We start from the raw sequence: 19,390 nt of genomic DNA, 5'->3' as shown, positions 1-19,390 counted from the left end.
GCGGCGAACGTAGACCAGCCCACCGACACACCCGCTGACCGGGCTCGGGGTGGCGTCAGACAGTCGCCGCGGGCACCTCGCCGGAGAGGCCGACCATCTCCAGCACGTCCCGGAGCACCCGGTGCGGGTCGAGGAGCGTCACGGGGATCTGCTCCGCGGAGGCCGCGAGGTGCAGCTGCAGGACGAAGGCGATGCCGGACGAGTCGATGAAGGTCGCGAGCGTGGAGTCGATGACCACGGGGAGCCCGTTGACCAGCGCGACGCCCATGCACGCCCCGGCCTCGTCGCGCAGGGCGGCGTCGATCTCTCCGACGAGGCTGATGACGGTCTTCGTGTCCTGGGCGTCGACCCGGATGGTTCCGGCCGCGGGCGCGCGATCGATCACGTCGAACTCTCCTCAGCTCTCGCCCCCGTGGCCGGATCTGCTTTCCGGCGGCTCGACGCTACCCCTCCGGGCACCGGGGTACCTACGACATCGCGAACGGATGTGGACGCCGGGAGGTTCCCGTGCGGCAGCGGAGCTAGCCTCGTGCGATGGCCCACCACGAGCTCCCCGCCAGCCACGCCGACCTGCTGGAGCGGCCCCTCTTCGCCCACCTCGCCACGGTCGCGCCGGACGGCTCGCCGCACAGCAGCGTCATGTGGTTCGTGTGGGACGGCGAGGTGCTGCGGTTCACGCACACGTCGACCCGCCAGAAGTTCAAGAACCTGCAGAACGAGCCGCGGGTCGCGATCTCGATCCACGACCCCGAGGACCCGTACCGGTCGCTCGAGGTCCGCGGGGCCGTCGTGGAGACGATCCCCGACGACGAGGTGGCCAGCTTCTACAAGTCGCTGCAGACGCGGTACGGCCAGGACTACGAGATCACCGACGCCCCGAAGCGCGTGATCCTCACGGTCCGGCCGACGACCTTCGTCACGAAGTAGCGCGCTCGGGCTCCGGCTCGGTCACGTCCGCGACCGTGGCGTCGAGCGCCTTCACCAGCTCGGCGCCGTCGACGGTCGCCGCGACACCGTGCGCCCCGCCGCCGATGGACACCGTCCGCGTGCGGATGCGCGAGTCGGCGACCACGGGCCACGCAGTCAGCGACCCGAACGGCGTGATGGTGCCGCGCACGTAGCCGGTCACGTCCTTGGCGGTGTCCGCGTCCGGCATCGACAGCCGGGACACCCCGAGCAGCGCGCGCAGCTTGGGCCACGAGATGGTCCGGTCGCCGGGCACGAGCACGAAGAGGAAGTCGTCGTCCCCGCGGCGCACCACGATCGTCTTGACGATGCCGGCGGGGTCGATGCCGCGCGCCTCCGCCGCCTCCGCCAACGAGCCGACCCGCCCGTGCCGGGTCACCTGGAAGTCGATGCCCGACGTCTCGAGCCCGGAGAGTGCACGACGCTCCCCCTCGGTCTGTGCGGCGGCGCCATCGCTCATCGGGCCACTGTAGGTCCGAGCCGGAGGCACGCACGCGGCAGCCAGAGACGCGTCGCGTGTCATCACCCGTCGCCGACCCCAACGGTTAGGGGTGGGCGCTCGTTGTCTTCCATGACGGCTTGCTCGGACGGACAAGGGGGTGACGCGTGCCGGTCTGGCACCACGTGCTCGAGGAGGTGCTGCGTGACCGGCGCTCGGCGCTGGTCGGTTATGCCGCCCTGTTCACGCTCGACCGGAGCGAGGCGGAGGACCTGGCGCACGACGCGATCGTCCGCACGTTCGCCAAGCCGCGGAGCCTCACCGACGTCTACTCCGCCGAGGGCTACGTCCGCGCCGTGATCCGCACGATCTTCATCGACTCCACGCGGCGCTCGGTCTCCTGGCGTGCCAGGGCCCACCTCCTCGCCGAGACCGACCACGCCCCGTCACCCGAGCACGCGACGGCGGCTGTGCTCGATGTCCGCGCCGCCCTCGCCGGCCTGGCACCGCGTGAGCGCGCCGTCGCGGTCCTGCGGTTCTTCGACGACTTCACCGTCCCGGAGATCGCTCACGAGCTCGACCTGAGCACCGGCGCCGTCAAGCGGTACCTGTCCGACGCCACCGCCAAGCTCCGCACCGCGCTCGGGCCGGACGTCCTGCCGGACGACGCGACCGCCGTCACCACGATCCGGACCGGAAGGAGCGAGCCATGACCCTCCCGCTGCGCGACCTCCTGGGAGAGCTGGCCGACCACGAGGCCCGCATCTCCACTCTCGCGGCACCCGACGTCCGAGCGGAGGCCCTGCACATCCGTACCCAGATCCGACGTCTCCGCACCCGCCGCATCGCCGCTGTCTCCGTGGGAGCCGCCGCCGTCCTCGCCGTCGGCATCGTGACCGCGAACGCGTTCACGGCACCGCCTGAGCAGCTGCCCGTCGCGCCGGACCAGACGGTCACGTCGAGCCCGGCTCCCGCGCCGTCCCCGTCGGAGACGGCGGAGCCGTCAGAGACGCCGGAACCGTCATTGAGCCCCTCGCCCACGGCCACCCTCAGGACACCGCCGGCGACGCCACCCCAGGCGGCCGACCTCGTGCACGGCGCCGTGGTCTGGGGGACGTACGTGGCGGTCGTCGACTCGTTCGACTCTCCGGAGGCCGACGCCGCCGAGGCACGGATCACCGAGCTCGGGTACCAGCCTTCGGAAGGCGACCTCGGTTGCGACCAGGGCGCCGCCGAAGCCCTCGGGCTGCCCGAGAACGCGTCGGTGGTCTCGACCTACTTCGCGACGGAGCAGGACGCGGCGCTGTTCGCGCAGATGTACGGGCCGGACGCGCTCGGCATCGCCGAGGTCAAGCTCTTCTGCATGGACTGACGGCGCGGCGGGGCGGTCGACGACGAGACGGCGACCGCTTGACGGCTCGGTGCCGCCGGGGTCGTCAGTGGCTCGCAGCCGCGCCCGTCATCGCCTGCCCGAAGGCGGCGGTGTCGAACACCAGCGTCTCGGCGGCGATCTTGCCGTCACGCACGACGAAGTGGTCGACGGTCAGCGGCAGCGCCTGGCCGGCGGGACCTCGCAGCTCGTACATGACGAGTGCCTCGTCGCCGTCGCCGAACGCTGCGACCTGCCGCCAGCCGCGCCCGATCCGCCCACCGAACCGGGCGAGGAACGGCAGGAAGTCGTCTGCCGACGTGAACGACGCGCCGGCGCCCTCGAACCGGAAGTCCGGCGCGAGGTAGGTCGCCGCGGAGTCGAGGTCCCCCGACGTCCAGGCGTCCTGGTAGGCGGTCACGAGGTCGAGCACGTGCTGCTTCATGGCTCCTCCTTCGGTGGTGGTCGGTCAGCCGGCCCAGGTGTCGGGGCCGGGATCGTCGCCTGCCGCGCGCGTCGCCAGGCGGGGCAGGAAGTGCGCCCAGCCGTCGGCGTGCCCGGTGGCGCGGCTCGTCGGCAGGCCCGTGTGGGACAGGTCGACCCGGGTGCCGCCGTCGACGGCCGTGAGCACGAACTCGACGCGGCTCGCCGAGGGCGGCAGGTCGTCGCTCCCGGCCATCCCCCAGGACACGACGACCCGGTGCGGCGGTTCGACCTCGACGTACTCACCGCGCACCAGCGACCCGCCGATGTCGACGGCGAACTCGCCGCCGACCACGGGGTCGAGCGAGGCGCGGTGGCCCATCCACGTCACCATGCGCTCGGCGACCACGAGGTGGGAGAACACGATCTCGGGGGGCGCGTCGATGTGGATGGACGTCGCGTAGTCAGCCACGGGACGCCGCCTCGGCCGCACTCTTCAGGGCACGCAGGTGGGTGGGCCAGAAGTCGTCCAGGTAGTCGCGAACGGCTGCCAGGCCGTCGGTCCGCACGACGAACAGGTGCCGCGTGCGGTCGCGCTGCTCGGTGACCAGACCGGCTTCGCGGAGCACCCGCAGGTGGTGCGAGGTCGCCTGCTGCGACATGCCGACCTGCTCGGCGATGTCGCCGACCGCGACGGGTCGGTCACGTACGACAGCAAGGATGCGCTGACGACCCGGGTCGGCCAGCGCTCGCAGCGCAGGGGCGACATCGGCCATCCGAACCTCCACAAGTTCTTGTTTGTACAAACAGACCATAGTTCTGCCTCACGCGTCCGACAAGACCCCGGCCGCACCGACGAGAAGAGTCGGGGGACGACGTCGCCGGAACGACGCAGCAGCTGTCGCGTGGCGGCGTCATGCTGGTCGCTCCCCGCGACGGAAGGACGTGCATGCTCTCCGACCACACCCTGCGGCTCGCGTCGGTCGCCCTGGGCGCGCCCGTGACCGACCCGGAGCCGCTCGGCGGCTCGACCAGGTCGCTGGTGCTGCGCTGCCTGACCCCGTCCGGCCCGGTCGTGGTCAAGCGCTACCCCGACGGGTCGACGGCCGCGTTCACCCGGGAGGTCGCCGGGCTCACGGTGCTCGACCACACGCCCGACCTGCTCGCGGTCGACCGCGTGCACGGGTTGATCGTGATGACCGACCTGGGGTCCGGTCCGACGCTCGCCGACCTGCTGCTCGGCCACGACCGGTCGGCGGCGTGGGCGGGTGCGCTCGAGTGGGTCGAGGCGCTCGCGGACGCGCTCGGCCGGTCGCGGGACGCCACCGCTTTGTTCGGCACCGCGCTGGGTGACCTGTCAGCCGACGAGCCGTCGGCTGCCGCTCGGACCGGTGCGCGCATGCTTCTCGACGACGTCCTGGGCCTCCCGCCCGATGGCGCTCTCGATGCGGAGCTCGACCTCGTCGCCACCCTCGACCACCGCGACCCCGCCTCGGACGTGGTCTCCCCCACCGACACGTGCCCGGACAACGCGATCCGCACGACGGACGGCTGGCGCTTCGTCGACCTGGAGGGCGCGACCGTGCACCACGCCGCCTACGACGCGGCCTACGCGGCGATGCCGTTCTCCACCTGCTGGTGCGTGTTCGACCCGCCGCCGGGCTTCACGGACCAGCTGCTCGACCGGTTCACGGCCACGCTCGGCACGCACCTGCCGGACCTCGTGCACGAGCCCGGCTGGACCCGGTCGGTCGACCTGGCCTCGGCGGCGTGGATCCTCGCGATGACCGGCTGGCTCCTGTTCGGCGCCGACGAGGACCGCCCGCGCGTCGGACCGGAGGGCGTCCCGTCGCCGAGCTACCGACAGCTGCTCACCACCCGGTGGCGCTGGGGAGCGGTCCGGCTGCGGTCCACCCTGCCGGCCGTCGCCGGGCTCCTCGGCGCCGCTGCGGCCTGGGCCAACGACGAGTGGGGCGAGTCCGCCGCACCCGTCGGGCCGTACCGCGCGTTCGCCGACGACGAATGAAGGAGCGGTCGGCGGCGTGCACCTGGGAGACTGGGACGTCGTGAGCACGCCGCCCCCCTCCCCCGTCGACCCGCCCGGGTCCGGTGCGGGGCGACCCCGCAGGAGCCGCGGACGGGGCCGGCGCAGGCCGACGACGGCGGAGCAGCCGGCGCCGGCCGCGGATGCCGCCCCCCGGCAGCCCTCGTCCGATCAGCAGCCGTCAGACCCGCCTTCGTCGGACCGGCCCGGCTCGAGCCGGCGTTCGTCGCGCTCGTCGGGCCGCGACGAGCCGGGTCGCCGTTCGTCGGGTCGCGACGAGCCGCGTCGCCGTTCGTCGGGTCGCGACGATCCCGCCCGCGCCGCCGCCCGCCGCGCGCGTGCGGCCGAGGTCCGCCACGCGGTCGACCTCCCGCCGATCGTCTACCCGGAGCAGCTGCCCGTCAGCGCACGCCGGTCGGAGATCAGCGAGGCGCTGCGCGACCACCAGGTCGTCGTCGTCGCCGGTGAGACCGGGTCGGGCAAGACGACACAGATCCCGAAGATCGCGCTCGAGCTCGGTCGCGGCCGGGCCGGACAGATCGGCCACACGCAGCCGCGCCGGATCGCCGCGCGCAGCGTCGCGGAGCGCATCAACGAGGAGCTCGTCGGGGACGCTCCGCTGGGCGGGATCGTCGGCTACCAGGTGCGGTTCACCGACGAGTCGAGCGAGTCGACGCTGGTCAAGGTGATGACCGACGGCATCCTGCTGGCGCAGATCCAGCGGGACCCGATGCTCCGGGCCTACGACACGCTGATCATCGACGAGGCCCACGAGCGGTCGCTCAACATCGACTTCATCCTCGGGTACCTGACGCGGCTGCTCCCCCAGCGCCCCGACCTCAAGGTCGTCATCACGTCCGCGACGATCGACTCGGACCGGTTCGCCCGGCACTTCGCGGACGCAGCGGGCGAACCCGCCCCGGTGGTCGAGGTCACCGGCCGCACCTACCCGGTGGAGATCCGGTACCGGCCGCTGTCCCCGGACGTCGAAGAGGGCGCACCGGTCAAGAAGCGGGGCGCCGAGGACCGCGACCCGATGACGGCGATCTGCGAGGCCGTCGACGAGCTGTGCCTCGAGGGTCCCGGCGACATCCTCGTGTTCCTGTCGGGCGAGCGGGAGATCCGCGACGCCGAGGACGCCCTGCGCTCGTCGCTCGGGGTCCGCGTCACCGACCCGCGCAGCCCGAACGCGGTCGAGCTCCTCCCCCTGTACAGCCGGCTGTCGGCCGCCGAGCAGCACCGGGTGTTCGAGCGGCACCAGAACCGGCGCGTGGTGCTGTCCACCAACGTCGCGGAGACGTCGCTGACCGTGCCGGGCATCCGTTACGTGATCGACCCCGGCACGGCCCGCATCTCGCGCTACTCCAAGGCGACGAAGGTCCAGCGCCTGCCGATCGAGCCCATCTCGCAGGCGTCCGCGAACCAGCGGTCGGGCCGCTGCGGTCGTGTCGCGGACGGCATCGCGATCCGGCTGTACTCGCAGGACGACTTCGACACTCGGCCGTTGTACACCGAGCCGGAGATCCTTCGTACATCTCTCGCGTCGGTCATCCTGCAGATGATCGCGGTGGGTGTCGCGACCACGCCGGAGGACATCGGCGACTTCCCGTTCGTCGACCCGCCGGACACGCGTGCGGTCCGCGACGGCGTCCAGCTGCTCACGGAGCTGGGCGCGCTGGGCGACGGCCGGCTGACGGAGACCGGCCGCGCGCTCGCGCAGCTCCCGATGGACCCCCGGCTCGCGCGGATGATCGTCGAGGGCGGTCGCCGGTCGGTCGCGCGCGAGGTCATGATCATCGCCGCCGCACTGTCCATCCAGGACCCCCGCGAGCGGCCGGTCGAGGAGCGCGAGAAGGCCGACCTGTCGCACTCCCGCTTCACCGATCCCACCTCTGACCTGCTCACCTACCTCAACCTGTGGCACTACCTGCGCGACCAGCAGCGGGATCTGTCCGGGTCGGCGTTCCGGCGGATGTGCCGGTCGGAGCACCTCAACTACCTGCGGATACGCGAGTGGCAGGACGTCGTCACGCAGCTGCGTGAGCTGGCCAAGCCGCTGGGCATCGTCGTGAACGCCCCCCGCTCGGCACAGGAGGCCGACGGGCTCCAGCTCGAGTGGGACGGCGACCGCATCCACGTCGCGATCCTTGCCGGGCTGCTCTCGCAGATCGGCATGCAGGAGGCGACGGAGGTCGCTGCGCCGTCGCGCGGGAAGACGCCGGGGAGGACTGATCGACGCGCCCGCAACGAGTACCTCGGAGCACGCGGCGCGCGGTTCGCGATCTTCCCCGGCTCGGGGCTGGCCAGGAAGCCCCCGGCCTGGGTCATGGCCGCCGAGCTCGTGGAGACCTCGCGTCTGTGGGGTCGCGACGTGGCACGCATCCAGCCGGAGTGGGCCGAAGAAGTGGGCGCTCACCTGGTCAGACGCACCTACTCGGAGCCCGCGTGGTCCACCAAGCAGGGTGCAGCGACGGCGTTCGAGAAGGTGCTGCTGTACGGCGTCCCGATCGTGAACCAGCGTCGCGTCCTGTACGCCAAGGTCGACCCCGAGCACGCCCGCGAGCTGTTCGTCCGGCACGCGCTGGTGCAGGGCGAGTGGACCACCCACCACGCGTTCTTCCACGAGAACCGCCGCCTGCTGGCCGAGGCGGAGGGTCTGGAGGCACGGGCCCGCCGGCGGGACCTCGTGGTGGACGACAACACGCTGTTCGCGTTCTACGACGAGCGCGTCCCCGACGACGTCGTGTCCAGCCGGCACTTCGACCAGTGGTGGAAGTCCGCCCGCCGCGACGACCCCGACCTGCTGACGTTCACCCGTGAGCTGCTGGTGGGCGAGGCGGGCGCGATCGACGAGTCGGCGTTCCCGTCGCGCTGGCCGCAGGGCGACCTCCGCCTCCCGCTCACGTACCAGTTCGAGCCCGGTACAGAAGCGGACGGCGTGACTGTACACATCCCGCTGTCGACCCTCGCGCGCCTCACGCCCGACGGCTTCGGCTGGATGGTGCCGGGTCTGCGTGAGGAGCTGGTCACCGCCACGATCCGCTCCCTTCCCAAGCCCGTACGCGTCCAGCTCGTCCCCGCACCCGACGTCGCCCGCGGGGTCGACGCCTGGATGACCGAGCACACCGCCGACTGGGAGGACACGGTCCGCGCCGGCGACGCCGCACCGTCGTTCCGCGACGTGTTCCGCCGAGCGGTGCGCGAGCTGCGCGACGTCGACGTGCCCGAGGACGCGTTCGACGACGACCGGCTGCCGCCGCACCTGCGCATGACGTTCCGGGTGGTCGGCGACCGCGGGGGAGTGGTGGACGAGGGCAAGGACCTGGCGGTCCTCCAGCGTCGGCTCGCGGCGCAGACCCAGCAGGCCGTCGACGACGCCGTCCGGACCGCCGTGCGCGCGGCGATGGAGGAGGCGCGCAAGGCGTCGCCGGACACGCCGACGCCATCCACGACGGCCCCGACGCTCGCGCGCCCGTCCACGGCCGGCTCGACCGCACCGAGCACGGCACCCGCGGTCGACGTCGAGCGCACCGGACTGACCACGTGGCCCGCAGACCTGCCCGAGCTCCCCGAGGTCGTCGAGGTCGGACGCGTCCGCGCGTACCCGTCGCTGGTCGAGGAGAAGGGGACGGTCGCCGTCCGCGCGCTCGCCGACGAGTCCGCCGTGCCCGAGGCGTCGCGTCGCGGCCTGCGTCGCCTCCTCCTGCTCGACGTCGGCCTCGCAACGGGCCGCATCACGACCCGGTGGACCGGCACGCAGGCGCTCACGCTCGCCGCGAGCCCGTATCCCAGCACCGAAGCGCTGGTCAGGGACGTGCAGCTCGCCGCGATCGAGAGCCTGCTGACGGCACCGGCCACCAGCATCCGGACGCTCGACGCCTACACCGCGGTGCGCACGGCAGTCCGGGACCGCCTCGAGGACACGGTGTTCACGGTCGTCACCGACCTCGTCGCGGTCCTCACCGCGTGGCGGGAGCTCGACGCCGAGATCCGCTCCCGGTCCAGCCTCGCGCTGCTGGCCACCGCGCAGGACATCCGCGAGCAGGCCGCCCGGCTGGTGCACGACGGCTTCGTGAGCGAGACCGGCGCCGACCGCCTCCCGCACCTGGCCCGCTACCTGAGGGCGGCGCGGCACCGGCTCGTCAAGGCCGCCGACAACCCGCAGCGCGACGCGGACCTGGCGTGGCAGGTGCAGGACGTCGAGGCGCTCTACGACGACGCCGTCGCCGAGCGCCCGCACGATCCCGAGGTCACGGCGGTCCGCTGGCTGCTCGAGGAGCTGCGCGTGAGCCTGTTCGCGCAGCAGCTGGGCACGCCGGTCCCGGTGTCGACGACCCGCATCAGGAAGGCCCTGACCTCACCCGCTCGGGCCTAGCAAACGCGTGCCCGATATGTGACAGTCGGAAGGACGACCGCCGACGGGGCACGGCGTCGCGTCGGCGCATCGACAGGGGGCAGGGCATGCGCGAGCGTCTGGCCGCGCTGGTGAAGCAGGTGTGCGTCGCGGGGGACCGCCGGCAGGGTCTCGACGCCGACCTCCGCCGCAGGCTGGACGACGTCCTCGCGGTCCTGCGCGACGAGCACGCGGAACCGGGCCCGTTGCAGGACGACCGGCTGACCGGGCTCGCGGACGTGTTCGGCCTCGACGAGCAGGACGCCGAGCTGCTGACCATCGCCTCCGCCCCGGACCTCGACGCGAACCTCGCGCTGGCGTTCGGCCTGCTGCGCGGTGGTCCGTCGCCGGCGCGTGCCACGGTCGGCCTCGCCCTCGAGCTCGCGTCCCTGCCGACGCTCTCCGGCGCCGGGCCGACCTACCTGGGTCCCACGGCGCCGACGCGTCGGTACGGCCTGCTCGAGGTGGCGCCCGCCCCGGCGCTGTGGCTGAGCCGGGAGCTGTGGGTCCCGGACCGGGTGCTGGCCCACCTGGTCGGCGTCGACGATCCCGACCCGCTGCTCACGCCCGCGCTCGTCCTGCCCGTGCCCGTGGGCCGGCTCGACGTCGACGGGCTCCTGGCGGCGGCCGTCGAGGCGGGCGAGCCCCTGGTCTGGATCCGCTCACCCCTCGGCTCGGGAGGGCTGTCGCTGGCCGCGGCGGCCCTGTCCGCGGCCGGCATCGGCTGCCTCGCGCTCGACCTGGCCCGCGTCGCACCGGACGCCGACCTCCGGCACGTCCTCGCCGTCACGACGCGCGAGGCCGCACTGCAGGGCGCCGGGCTGGTGCTCGTGCACGCGGAGCGGCTCGCGGAGCACGACCCGGCCACCCTGTTCGCCGCGCTCGCCGAGTCCGTCGTCCCGGTCCTCGCGGTCGGGGACCGGCCCTGGCAGCCGCTCTGGCTCGCCTACCACCCGCTCGTGCTCGAAGCCCCCGCCGTGACCACCGAGGACCGCGCGCTCGTCTGGGACCGGGAGCTCGGTGCCGGGATCGCGGACCACCGGCTGGCGACCTTCCGGCTCGCCCCCGAGGTCATCGCCGACGCCGCGCGGTACGCCACCACGCTCGCGGACGTCACGGGGACGGAGATCTCGGCCGACTCCGCCCGTGCGGCCGCCCGGCGCGTCGGCGGCTCGATCACGTCGGGTCCCGCGCTCGTGCCCACCCGCCCACCGACGTTCGCCGACCTGGTCCTGCCCGACCACGTGTCCCGCCCGCTGCACCGGTTCGTGTCCTGGGCCGCGCACCGCGACGAGGTCCTCGCGGACGGTCGCCTGGTCGACGTCGGCGGGAAGGGGACCGGCATCGCCGCGCTCTTCAGCGGCAGCCCCGGCACCGGCAAGACGCTCGCCGCGCACGTCGTGGCCGCCGAGCTGGGCCTCGACCTGTTCCGGGTGGATCTGGCGTCGATCGTCGACAAGTACATCGGGGAGACGGAGAAGAACCTCGAACGCGTCTTCCACGAGGCGGAGAGCCTCAACGTCCTGCTCTTCTTCGACGAGGCGGACGCCCTGTTCGGGAAGCGCTCCGACGTGAAGGACGCGCACGACCGGTACGCCAACCAGGAGGTCGCGTACCTGCTGCAGCGGATGGAGAGCTTCGACGGGGTCACCGTCCTGGCCACCAACCTGCGCGGCAACCTGGACCCCGCGTTCAGCCGACGGATGAGCTTCATCGTCCACTTCCCCGACCCGGACGTGCCCACCCGGCAGCGTCTCTGGGAGCGGCACCTCGCGCGCGTCACCACCGACCCGGCCGACCCGGTGCAGGTGGCGCACCTAGCGCAGGAGGTGGAGCTCGCGGGCGGCGACATCCGCAACATCGTGCTCGCCGCCGCGTACGACGCCGTGGCCGCGGGTGAGCTGGTCGGCATGCGTCATGTCCTCGCCGCGACGGTCGCGGAGCACCACAAGCTCGGCCGTCGCGTCCCGGAGCACGGGTTCGCACAGTGACAGGGACACGGAAGGAGGCCCGCCATGTCAGCTGGACGTGACCGGACCGCGCTCGAGAAGGCACCCGCCCGCGCGGCCGCGCCGGCCGCCCCGGCGCTGCGCCGCGACGTCGTGATGCCGGTGGCCGTCCCGGGCCTCGCGACGGGCATCCAGCGCCGGTCCGTCGGAGAGGACCCGCTGGGCGGCACCACTGTCGCGCCCGAGATCGGGACTGCCCTGCGCCGTCGCCAGGGCGGGGGCAGGCCGTTGGAGCCGGAGCACGCCGAGCGCATGGGCGCCGCGATGGGAGTCGACCTCGGCGGGGTCCGGATCCACGACGACGGCGAGGCGGACAGGATCGCGCGCTCCGTGCAGGCGACCGCGTTCACCGCGGGGTCGGACGTGTACTTCACGAAGGGCACGTACGCGCCGGGGACGTCCGGCGGCGACCACCTCCTGGCCCACGAGCTGGCCCACGTCGTCCAGGGCAGCAGCGGGCCCAGCTCGGCGCAGGGACCCGTCATCGGCACCGCCGACGACCCCGCGGAGGCCGCCGCGGACTCGATGGCCGACAGCGCCGTGCGCCGGCTGCAGCGCCAGACCGCCCGGGTGGCCGAGTCGGCGCCCGTCGCCCAGGCCGAGTCGTCCGGACCCGCCGAGGCCCTCGCGCCGCTGCGCCGCCAGGCCGAACGCGCGGGGACTGTCCGGCGGTGGAACCCGTTCAAGGCGCTGCTCGGCGGCAAGAAGAAGAAGACGAAGAAGCTCGCGACGACGACGCCCGTGCCGTCGCCGGTCACCGCGAAGGTCACCACACCGGTCGAGCCCAAGACCCCGGTCCCGTCCATCACGAAGATCGCGAAGCCGGTCACGACACCGACCGTCACGACACCCGTCGTCACGACACCGACCGTCACGACACCGGTCGCCACGACCGTCGAGACGCCGGTGGACACCACCCCGGAGGTGACCACCCCCGTCGTCGACACACCGAAGGTCGAGGACACCGCGCCCGAGACGGGGGCACCGACGGGCGTCGTCGCGCCGACCGACACGACCGCCACGACGGAGGTGGTCGCCCCCACGACGACCGTGCCCGTGGTCGCCACCCCGGAGGTGGTCGCGACCCCGGAGGTCGTGACGCCACCGAAGCCCGCCAAGGAGCGCTTCGAGGCGGCCTGCGACCCGCAGACGGCCCCCGCGAACAAGGGCGTCGCGAAGACCCGGATGGACGCCTTGCGCGTGATCATCAACGGGTTCAGCGGCGCGGAGAAGCAGGCGATCGCGACCGACCCGGACGCGATGGCCAAGGGCCGGACGCACCTGGGCGACCTGTACTACATGTCGCTCCTGGCTGCGGTCGACACCAACGTGAAGAAGACCGACAAGCTCGACTCGTCGAAGAAGACGAAGCACCACCTGACCGGTGCCGAGGCCGACGAGTTCATCAAGACGAACATCGAGGACTACTCGCACCTCAAGCCGTTCGTCGAGGCGGCGGTCGGGGCGGGGAAGAAGGGCGAGGGCTACGTCGCGAGCATCTCGCCGGCGGACTGGGCCATCGTCTACGGCGTCGAGTTCCCGAGCGACTCCGAGGCGGAGCAGAAGTCGACCAACGCGTACGCGTCGACGAAGAACGCGGACGGCCCGGCGATCCTGCATGCCGACCGTGGCACCCCCAGCACGGCGATCCACGAGAGCATGCATCGCTACGCACCGGACGACGTCCTGAACACGTACGGCTTCGACCTCAACGAGGGCATCACCGAGTACTTCACGCGGGTCCTGACCGACCAGAACGCGGCACCGGCGAAGAACGGTGGGCCCGAGCGGACCAACTACCCCAAGCAGGTGGCGTTCGTGCGCGACATGATCTACATCCTCGGCGGATCGAAGACCGACCAGGAGACCGTGCTCGCGCAGATCTACTTCGAGGGCAAGCTCGACCTCTTCGAGACCAAGTTCAAGGCGGCGCACAAGGCGAAGACCAGCACGATGAGCGACGCCGAGCTGGGGACGGCCTGGACGTCGTTCACGAGCTACGTCAAGAAGGGCGACTGGACGAACGCCAAGGCCAAGCTGCCCGCGAAGTGACACGGACGACCGAGGAGACCGCATGACCGGCATCGCCGAGGAGCGTGACCGCATCCTGGCGCTCCTGCGCCTGACCGACGGCGTCCGGGACGCCGACGCGGTCCCGACGGCCGAGGACGTCGGGGCCGCCGACGCCCTGGGGCTCGACTGGCCGGACGGGCAGGCGCACGTCTCGGTCTACCTGTTCGCGGACTACGCCGACGCGGCCGCGGCCCAGGAGCGGCTCCGGGGCTACGCCGCGCAGACCGACCTGACCGTCGAGACGGCCGTCAACGGCGACCTGCTGCTGTGGGCCGTCGCGCCGGCCGACGACGACCGGGACCTGGCGCGGATCGACGGCCTCGGCGGCTCGTTCTCCGGCCGGGAGTGACGCGACGGGGCTGCGCAGGGACGCACAGCCCCGTGCACGTCAGACGCCGCGCCGGAACAGCAGACCGGCCGCGACCCGCCCGACGAGCACGATGCCGAGGCACCAGAGCAACGCCGGGAGCGCCGACCCGTCGACGGGCGTGCCGAGCAGCAACCCGCGCAGGGTGTCGGTGATCGGGGTGACCGGGTTGAACGTCGCGATCGTCTCCAGGGCCTCGGGCATCGTCTCGGGCGGCACGAACGCGCTCGACACGTAGGGCAGGAAGAGCACCGCGAAGGTGAACCCGCTGGCGGCCTCGGGGCCGGACGCGACGATCCCGATGGCGACGGCCACCCAGGTCAGGGCGATCACGTACAGGGCGATCAGACCGACCGCGGCGACCCACTCGAGCGGTGACGCGGCCGCGTCGAACCCGATGAGGAACGCGATCCCGAAGACGAGCGCGGTGGACACCGCGTTGCGCGTCAGGCTCGCCACGACGTGACCCGTGAGCACCCCCGTGGGCCGGATGGGCAGCGACCGGAACCGGTCGATGATGCCGCCCGTCATGTCGCTGGCGACGTCGACCGCGGTGTTGGCGGCGCCGTACCCCGCGGTCAGCAGGATGATCCCCGGGACCACCCAGTTCACGTAGTCGACGCCCGTCTGGATGGCGCCGCCGAACACGTAGACGAACATCAGCAGCAGCATCACGGGCAGGATCACGGACAGCAGCACCGTGTCGAGCTGCCGCAGCGAGCGCCGCAGGCAGCGGTCGATGAGGGCGGCCGTGTCGTGGGCGGTCCAGCCGAGGGCCGGTGGTGCGGTGGTGAGCGTGGTCATCAGGACTCCCGGGAGGCGACGAGGGCGGGGACGTTCTCGGGTTCGGTGGGCCGGCCCGTGAGGGTCAGGAAGACGTCGTCGAGCGTGGGGGAGCGGACCTCCCAGGTGTCGACGGCGACTCCGCGGCGCTCGATGTCGGCGAGGATCCGCCGGACGTCCGGCACGGAGCCGTCGGTGGTGAAGCGCTCCTCCGCACCGTCCTTGAGGCGCAGCTCGACGTGCGCGGAGCCGACCGCCCCCTTGAGCTCGCGGGCGGTCCCGTTCGCGATGACCCGCCCGTGGTCGATGACCGCGATGCGGTCGGCCAGCTGGTCGGCCTCCTCGAGGTACTGCGTGGTGAGCAGCACCGTGGTGCCGGCGGCGACGACCGACCGGATCACGTCCCACAGGTCGTTGCGGCTGCGGGGGTCGAGCCCCGTCGTCGGCTCGTCGAGGAACACCACCTGCGGCCGGGACAGCAGCCCCACCGCGAGGTCGAGCCGCCGTCGCATGCCGCCGGAGTAGGTCTTGACCACGCGCCGGCCGGCGTCGGTGAGGTCGAAGAGCTCGAGCAGCTCGGCGCTCCGGGAGCGGACCTCGGCACGCCCCAGGTGCGCGAGCCGGGCCATGAGGTGCAGGTTCTCGACGCCCGTGAGCAGGTCGTCGACGGCCGCGAACTGCCCGGTGAGGCTGATGGCGGCCCGCACCTCGGCGGGCTGCCGCACGACGTCCTTGCCGGCTACATAGGCGGTGCCCCCGTCGGGCCGCAGCAGCGTCGACAGGATGCGCACGGTGGTGGTCTTGCCGGCGCCGTTGGGCCCGAGCAGGGCGAGCACCTCGCCCGAGCCGACCTCGAGGTCGACGCCGTCGAGCACGGTGAGGTCGCCGTAGGACTTGCGCAGCCCCGTGGCGATGACGACAGGTGCACTCATCGCGTTCTCCCTTCTGTGTATGCCGTAAACTGTGTGTGTACTTCATACACACTTATAGGATCACGGGTCAAGGAGGTGTCGTGGACGAGGACGAGGCACGAGACACGGAGCTCGCTCGGCGCGAGGCCGAGGAGGCCCGTCGCGAGGCAGAGCTGCTGCGACGGGACCGGGAGAAGGCGGAGCGCGCCGCGGCCAAGGAGGCCGAACGCCGCCGACGCGACCACGAGAAGGCCGAGCGGGACGCCCAGAAGGACGCCGACCGCCGCGAGCGCGACCGCCTGCGCGCCGAGCAGGACGCCCTCAAGCAGGCCGAGCAGCGGCGCAAGGAGCAGGAGCGCGCCGCGCAGCAGGCCGTCCGCGAGGCCGCGCGTCAGCTCCGGGAGGCGGAGAAGGCCCAGCGCGCCGCCGCACTCGCCCAGCAGCAGGCCGCCCGGGAGGCGGAGAAGGCCCGCCGGCACGCGGTGCGCGTGGCCGGCGCGGAGAGCGTGCCGGTGGACCTGCCGCCGGGGATCGCCGTGCTCTGGCGCACGCCTCCCCCCGGCCGCCCGGGTCCCCGACCAGGCCTCACGCTGGAGCAGATCGCCGACGCGGGCATCGCGCTGGCCGACGCCGAGGGGATCGAGAGCGTCTCGATGGCCCGGCTGGCGGAGTCGCTCGGGTTCACCACGATGTCGCTGTACCGCTACGTCTCGTCCAAGGACGAGGTGTTGAGCCTCATGTCCGACCGCGCGGGCGGCCGACCCCCGGTCGTGGGTCCCGAGGTCGGCGGCTGGCGGGAGCGGCTCGAGCTCGTCCTCGCGGTCCAGCAGCCGATCCTGCACGCGCACCCGTGGCTCGCGCGCACGTCCCAGGTCATGCACGCCGTGGGTCCGGGACGGCTCGCCTGGATGGAGGCGATGCTCTCCGCGCTCGACGGCACCCCGCTGTCCGAGCACCAGAAGGTGGGCGCGATCGGGTTGCTCGCCTCGCACACGCTGGACCGGCTCCGGGTCGGCGAGGAGCTGAGCGGCGCCGGTCGGACCGCAGCCGTCGGCAGCACCGCGGACGGTGCTCCGGCGCCGGACCTCGGTGCGCTGATCAGCACGCTCGCGTCCCCGGACGAGCACCCGAGCCTGCGGCGGGCCGCCGCCGACGGCGCGTTCTCGTACCCGGACGACGTTCCCGCGGACGACGACTCCCTGGACTTCGGGACCGTGCTCATCCTCGACGGGATCGAGCGTCTGATCACGCACGCCTCCTGAGCCGCCCACAGCCCGCACCGTCCACAGCTGGGCTCTGCGTGTCGGTGGCGCGCGGCAGACTCGGCGCATGACCTCGTCCGACGTCCCGCGCACCGGCCGCTGCTTCGGCGACGGCAACCCCGTCTACGAGCAGTACCACGACGAGGAGTGGGGCAGGCCCGTGCACGGGGAGCACGCCCTCTACGAACGGTTCGCGCTGGAGGCGTTCCAGTCCGGGCTCGCGTGGATCACCATCCTGCGCAAGCGGCCCGCGTTCCGGGCGGCCTTCGCCGACTTCGACCCCGAGGTCGTCGCGGCGTTCGGTGACGACGACGTGGCCCGGCTCATGGCGGATGCCGGCATCGTGCGGAACCGCGCCAAGATCGAGTCGACCATCGCCAACGGTCGCGCCCTGCGGGACCTGCACGCGTCGGGCCGCACGCTCGACCAGGTGCTCTGGTCGCACGCCCCCGACCGGTCCACGCACGTGCGCCCCGCCACCTGGGCGGACGTGCCGGCGCAGACGCCCGAGAGCCGCGCGCTCGCCAAGGAGCTCAAGCTGCTGGGCTTCCGGTTCGTCGGCCCCGTCACGGCGTACGCCGCCATGCAGGCCTGCGGCGTCGTCGACGACCACCTGGCGACCTGCCCCACGGTCACCGGTGCCTGGCGCGTGGCTGACCTGCAGACCTCTCCTGCCTGACGGCTGCGACCGTCCCGGGCGACCGGGGTGCCCGTTACTCCCGGCGGGTGATGCTCGCTCCGGGCTCTCGGCATGCGTCAAGACGCGGACTACAGTGCCCCGCATGACGGACAAGCCCGACTCCGACGCACGGCGTGATGCCGCGCGCGCGGCGGCCGAGGCTCTGGCGGACAACGTCGTCCCCGATGCCGAGATCCTCGAGGCGGTGCAGGACGGGCTCCTGACCGTCCCGGCCGGCTCTCCGAACTCCTGGTTCGACGTCCCGTCGCAGCGCAGCCGCATGCACACGAGCACCCTCGCCCCTCGCCGTCCGCACTGACGCGGCACGGACGCGCCCGCCGTTGCGGGCTCCCTCGCTCCGCTGTGCGCGCGGACGGGCACGGTGACATCGGCACGCACACACCACGGACGCCCACGTCTCATCTGTCGAGCACCGTTGCCCAGCATGTGATCTGCGGTCTACCATCACGCCTACCATCCAGAGCGGCCGAGAGACCTGGCTCGACGACGCCGCAGCAACCCCCCTCCTCGCGAGGGTGTGGGTGCTTCCGCCAGGGGCGATGGAGTGAGCAATGTCCCGCAGGTCATGTGTCCCCGCACCGCACCGGTGCCAGACGACCCGGTCGGTCGCGCCGTGAGCGCCGCCGCCGTGGAGCCGCGAACGCCCGGTCTGCACGCCTCGACCAGGCCGCGCGCGCAGGCCGCGAACGACCGGCCGACCATCTCGTTCGAGCTGTTCCCGCCGCGCAACCCCGACGCGGCACCCCGGCTGTGGGCCACCATCCAGGCGCTCGAGACCGTGAAGCCCGACTTCGTCTCGGTCACGTACGGCGCCTCGGGCAAGACCCGGGTGACCACGCGCGCGCTCGTCCGCCGGCTGCTGCGCGAGACGTCGCTCAACCCGATCGCCCACCTGACCTGCGTCGGCACGTCCCGCGAGGAGATCACCACGATCGTGGGGGAGTTCCTCGACGAGGGCCTGCGGTCGTTCCTCGCCCTGCGCGGCGACCCGCCCACCGACCAGAGCAACTGGGAGGCGCACCCCGACGGCCTCCAGACCGCGGGCGAGCTGGTCGAGCTGCTGCGGGAGATCGAGGCGCAGCGCTGCGCGGACAGCCCCTCGCAGGCGGTGCGGGCGCGGGTGCGTCCGCTGTCCGTGGCGGTCGCGGCGTTCCCGCGCGGCAACCACGCCACCGGCGGCACCCGCGCGCAGGACGTCGCCTCGCTGCTGGCCAAGCAGGAGGCCGGCGCCGACTTCGCGATCACGCAGGTCTTCTTCGACGCGGAGGACTATCTCGGTATCGTGGCGGAGGCCCGGGAGGCGGGCGTGACCATCCCGATCATCCCGGGCATCATCCCGACCACCGACCCGGCCCGGCTGCTGCGCGTGCAGGAGCTGACCGGCGTCCCGGTACCGCACGACCTTCTCGACCTGCTCGGTTCCGCCGACGACGAGCTCGACCGCCATCGCCGGGGCATCCGCGCGAGCGTCGACCTGGTCAACGGCGTCCTGGACGGCGGAGCACCCGGCGTCCACCTGTACACGTTCAACCAGCACCATGCCGCACTTGACCTGCTCGAGGGTGCACACCTCGACGGCGGAGCTCGGACAGCTCCCGACCTGGCCAGCTGGCCGCAGGACACGGCTCCCGCCCGACCCCCGAGGGACTGA

At 72.8% G+C, this 19,390-nt stretch carries 19 protein-coding genes and 1 riboswitch; of the genes, 12 read left to right on the top strand and 7 right to left on the bottom strand.

What is annotated here, in order from left to right; genetic code table 11:
- Nucleotides 1–55: 55 nt before the first annotated feature.
- On the bottom strand, nucleotides 56–385 hold the full coding sequence (locus ASD16_RS09665) for an STAS domain-containing protein (protein ID WP_055916261.1): 330 nt from the start codon (nucleotides 383–385) through the stop codon (nucleotides 56–58).
- Nucleotides 386–534: 149 nt separating this feature from the next.
- On the opposite strand from ASD16_RS09665, the gene ASD16_RS09660 reads away from it, so the two are divergent.
- Complete coding sequence (locus tag ASD16_RS09660) at nucleotides 535–927, top strand: PPOX class F420-dependent oxidoreductase (protein ID WP_055916259.1); 393 nt, start codon at nucleotides 535–537, stop codon at nucleotides 925–927.
- On the opposite strand, the gene ASD16_RS09655 is transcribed toward ASD16_RS09660, so the two are convergent.
- Nucleotides 917–1,426, bottom strand: a complete 510-nt coding sequence (locus tag ASD16_RS09655) for an aminoacyl-tRNA deacylase (RefSeq protein WP_055916257.1) — start codon at nucleotides 1,424–1,426, stop codon at nucleotides 917–919. The two genes, ASD16_RS09660 and ASD16_RS09655, sit on opposite strands and share 11 nt — an antisense overlap.
- 146 nt (nucleotides 1,427–1,572) lie before the next feature.
- Between ASD16_RS09655 and ASD16_RS09650 the strand changes: the two genes are divergently transcribed.
- Nucleotides 1,573–2,118, top strand: a complete 546-nt coding sequence (locus ASD16_RS09650; RefSeq protein WP_055916255.1) for an RNA polymerase sigma factor — start codon at nucleotides 1,573–1,575, stop codon at nucleotides 2,116–2,118.
- Nucleotides 2,115–2,777 carry a hypothetical protein gene (locus ASD16_RS09645; RefSeq protein WP_055916253.1) on the top strand — a complete coding sequence of 221 codons (663 nt, stop codon included), beginning with the start codon at nucleotides 2,115–2,117 and terminating at the stop codon, nucleotides 2,775–2,777. The genes ASD16_RS09650 and ASD16_RS09645 overlap by 4 nt, the downstream gene beginning before the upstream one ends.
- 64 nt (nucleotides 2,778–2,841) lie before the next feature.
- On the opposite strand, the gene ASD16_RS09640 is transcribed toward ASD16_RS09645, so the two are convergent.
- The 3 genes from ASD16_RS09640 to ASD16_RS09630 are packed head-to-tail and all read right to left on the bottom strand — an operon-like array spanning nucleotide 2,842 to nucleotide 3,973.
- Nucleotides 2,842–3,219, bottom strand: coding sequence for a nuclear transport factor 2 family protein (locus ASD16_RS09640; RefSeq protein WP_055916251.1), 378 nt, complete (start codon nucleotides 3,217–3,219; stop codon nucleotides 2,842–2,844).
- A gap of 24 nt (nucleotides 3,220–3,243) precedes the next feature.
- Nucleotides 3,244–3,669: an SRPBCC domain-containing protein gene (locus tag ASD16_RS09635; protein WP_055918203.1), complete on the bottom strand. Its 426-nt coding sequence runs from the start codon at nucleotides 3,667–3,669 to the stop codon at nucleotides 3,244–3,246.
- Nucleotides 3,662–3,973, bottom strand: coding sequence for a helix-turn-helix transcriptional regulator (locus tag ASD16_RS09630; protein ID WP_157453878.1), 312 nt, complete (start codon nucleotides 3,971–3,973; stop codon nucleotides 3,662–3,664). Before ASD16_RS09630 ends, ASD16_RS09635 begins: the two co-directional genes overlap by 8 nt.
- Nucleotides 3,974–4,146: 173 nt before the next feature.
- Here ASD16_RS09630 and ASD16_RS09625 point away from each other — a divergent pair, with 173 nt between their 5' ends.
- The 5 genes from ASD16_RS09625 to ASD16_RS09605 all read left to right on the top strand — a co-directional run bounded on the left by ASD16_RS09625 (nucleotide 4,147) and on the right by ASD16_RS09605 (nucleotide 14,065).
- Complete coding sequence (locus ASD16_RS09625) at nucleotides 4,147–5,223, top strand: phosphotransferase (protein WP_055916247.1); 1,077 nt, start codon at nucleotides 4,147–4,149, stop codon at nucleotides 5,221–5,223.
- Nucleotides 5,224–5,263: 40 nt separating this feature from the next.
- Nucleotides 5,264–9,616, top strand: a complete 4,353-nt coding sequence (gene hrpA / locus ASD16_RS09620; protein ID WP_055918200.1) for an ATP-dependent RNA helicase HrpA — start codon at nucleotides 5,264–5,266, stop codon at nucleotides 9,614–9,616.
- Nucleotides 9,617–9,702: 86 nt separating this feature from the next.
- Nucleotides 9,703–11,625, top strand: coding sequence for an ATP-binding protein (locus tag ASD16_RS09615; protein WP_055916245.1), 1,923 nt, complete (start codon nucleotides 9,703–9,705; stop codon nucleotides 11,623–11,625).
- A gap of 24 nt (nucleotides 11,626–11,649) precedes the next feature.
- Nucleotides 11,650–13,695 (top strand): DUF4157 domain-containing protein, encoded by a 2,046-nt coding sequence (locus tag ASD16_RS22035; RefSeq protein ID WP_055916243.1) that lies wholly within the window; start codon nucleotides 11,650–11,652, stop codon nucleotides 13,693–13,695.
- A gap of 22 nt (nucleotides 13,696–13,717) precedes the next feature.
- The gene (locus ASD16_RS09605) at nucleotides 13,718–14,065 is read left to right on the top strand and encodes a hypothetical protein (RefSeq protein WP_055916241.1); all 348 of its coding nucleotides are present in this window, start codon (nucleotides 13,718–13,720) and stop codon (nucleotides 14,063–14,065) included.
- 39 nt (nucleotides 14,066–14,104) lie between these two features.
- Here the strand turns inward: ASD16_RS09605 and ASD16_RS09600 are convergent, their stop codons facing one another.
- Nucleotides 14,105–14,887: an ABC transporter permease gene (locus tag ASD16_RS09600; protein WP_055916239.1), complete on the bottom strand. Its 783-nt coding sequence runs from the start codon at nucleotides 14,885–14,887 to the stop codon at nucleotides 14,105–14,107.
- Nucleotides 14,887–15,798, bottom strand: coding sequence for an ATP-binding cassette domain-containing protein (locus ASD16_RS09595; RefSeq protein WP_055916237.1), 912 nt, complete (start codon nucleotides 15,796–15,798; stop codon nucleotides 14,887–14,889). The genes ASD16_RS09600 and ASD16_RS09595 overlap by 1 nt, the downstream gene beginning before the upstream one ends.
- Before the next feature lie 80 nt (nucleotides 15,799–15,878).
- Between ASD16_RS09595 and ASD16_RS09590 the strand changes: the two genes are divergently transcribed.
- The 4 genes from ASD16_RS09590 to ASD16_RS09575 all read left to right on the top strand — a co-directional run bounded on the left by ASD16_RS09590 (nucleotide 15,879) and on the right by ASD16_RS09575 (nucleotide 19,390).
- Complete coding sequence (locus ASD16_RS09590; protein WP_055916234.1) at nucleotides 15,879–17,039, top strand: TetR family transcriptional regulator; 1,161 nt, start codon at nucleotides 15,879–15,881, stop codon at nucleotides 17,037–17,039.
- A 67-nt stretch (nucleotides 17,040–17,106) separates the two neighbouring features.
- Nucleotides 17,107–17,718 carry a DNA-3-methyladenine glycosylase I gene (locus tag ASD16_RS09585; RefSeq protein WP_055916232.1) on the top strand — a complete coding sequence of 204 codons (612 nt, stop codon included), beginning with the start codon at nucleotides 17,107–17,109 and terminating at the stop codon, nucleotides 17,716–17,718.
- Nucleotides 17,719–17,821: 103 nt separating this feature from the next.
- Entirely contained in the window at nucleotides 17,822–18,037 is a 216-nt protein-coding gene (locus ASD16_RS09580; RefSeq protein WP_055916230.1) for a hypothetical protein, read from the top strand.
- A 152-nt stretch (nucleotides 18,038–18,189) separates the two neighbouring features.
- A riboswitch (SAM riboswitch) is annotated at nucleotides 18,190–18,285 on the top strand.
- Between the two features lie 67 nt (nucleotides 18,286–18,352).
- Nucleotides 18,353–19,390 carry a methylenetetrahydrofolate reductase gene (locus tag ASD16_RS09575; RefSeq protein ID WP_055916228.1) on the top strand — a complete coding sequence of 346 codons (1,038 nt, stop codon included), beginning with the start codon at nucleotides 18,353–18,355 and terminating at the stop codon, nucleotides 19,388–19,390.

It is taken from the genome of Cellulomonas sp. Root485 (genome assembly GCF_001426705.1).
GTDB lineage: Bacteria > Actinomycetota > Actinomycetes > Actinomycetales > Cellulomonadaceae > Cellulomonas.
Note: the sequence above shows the minus strand (reverse complement) of the source record. Positions and strands in the feature narration are given on the sequence as shown.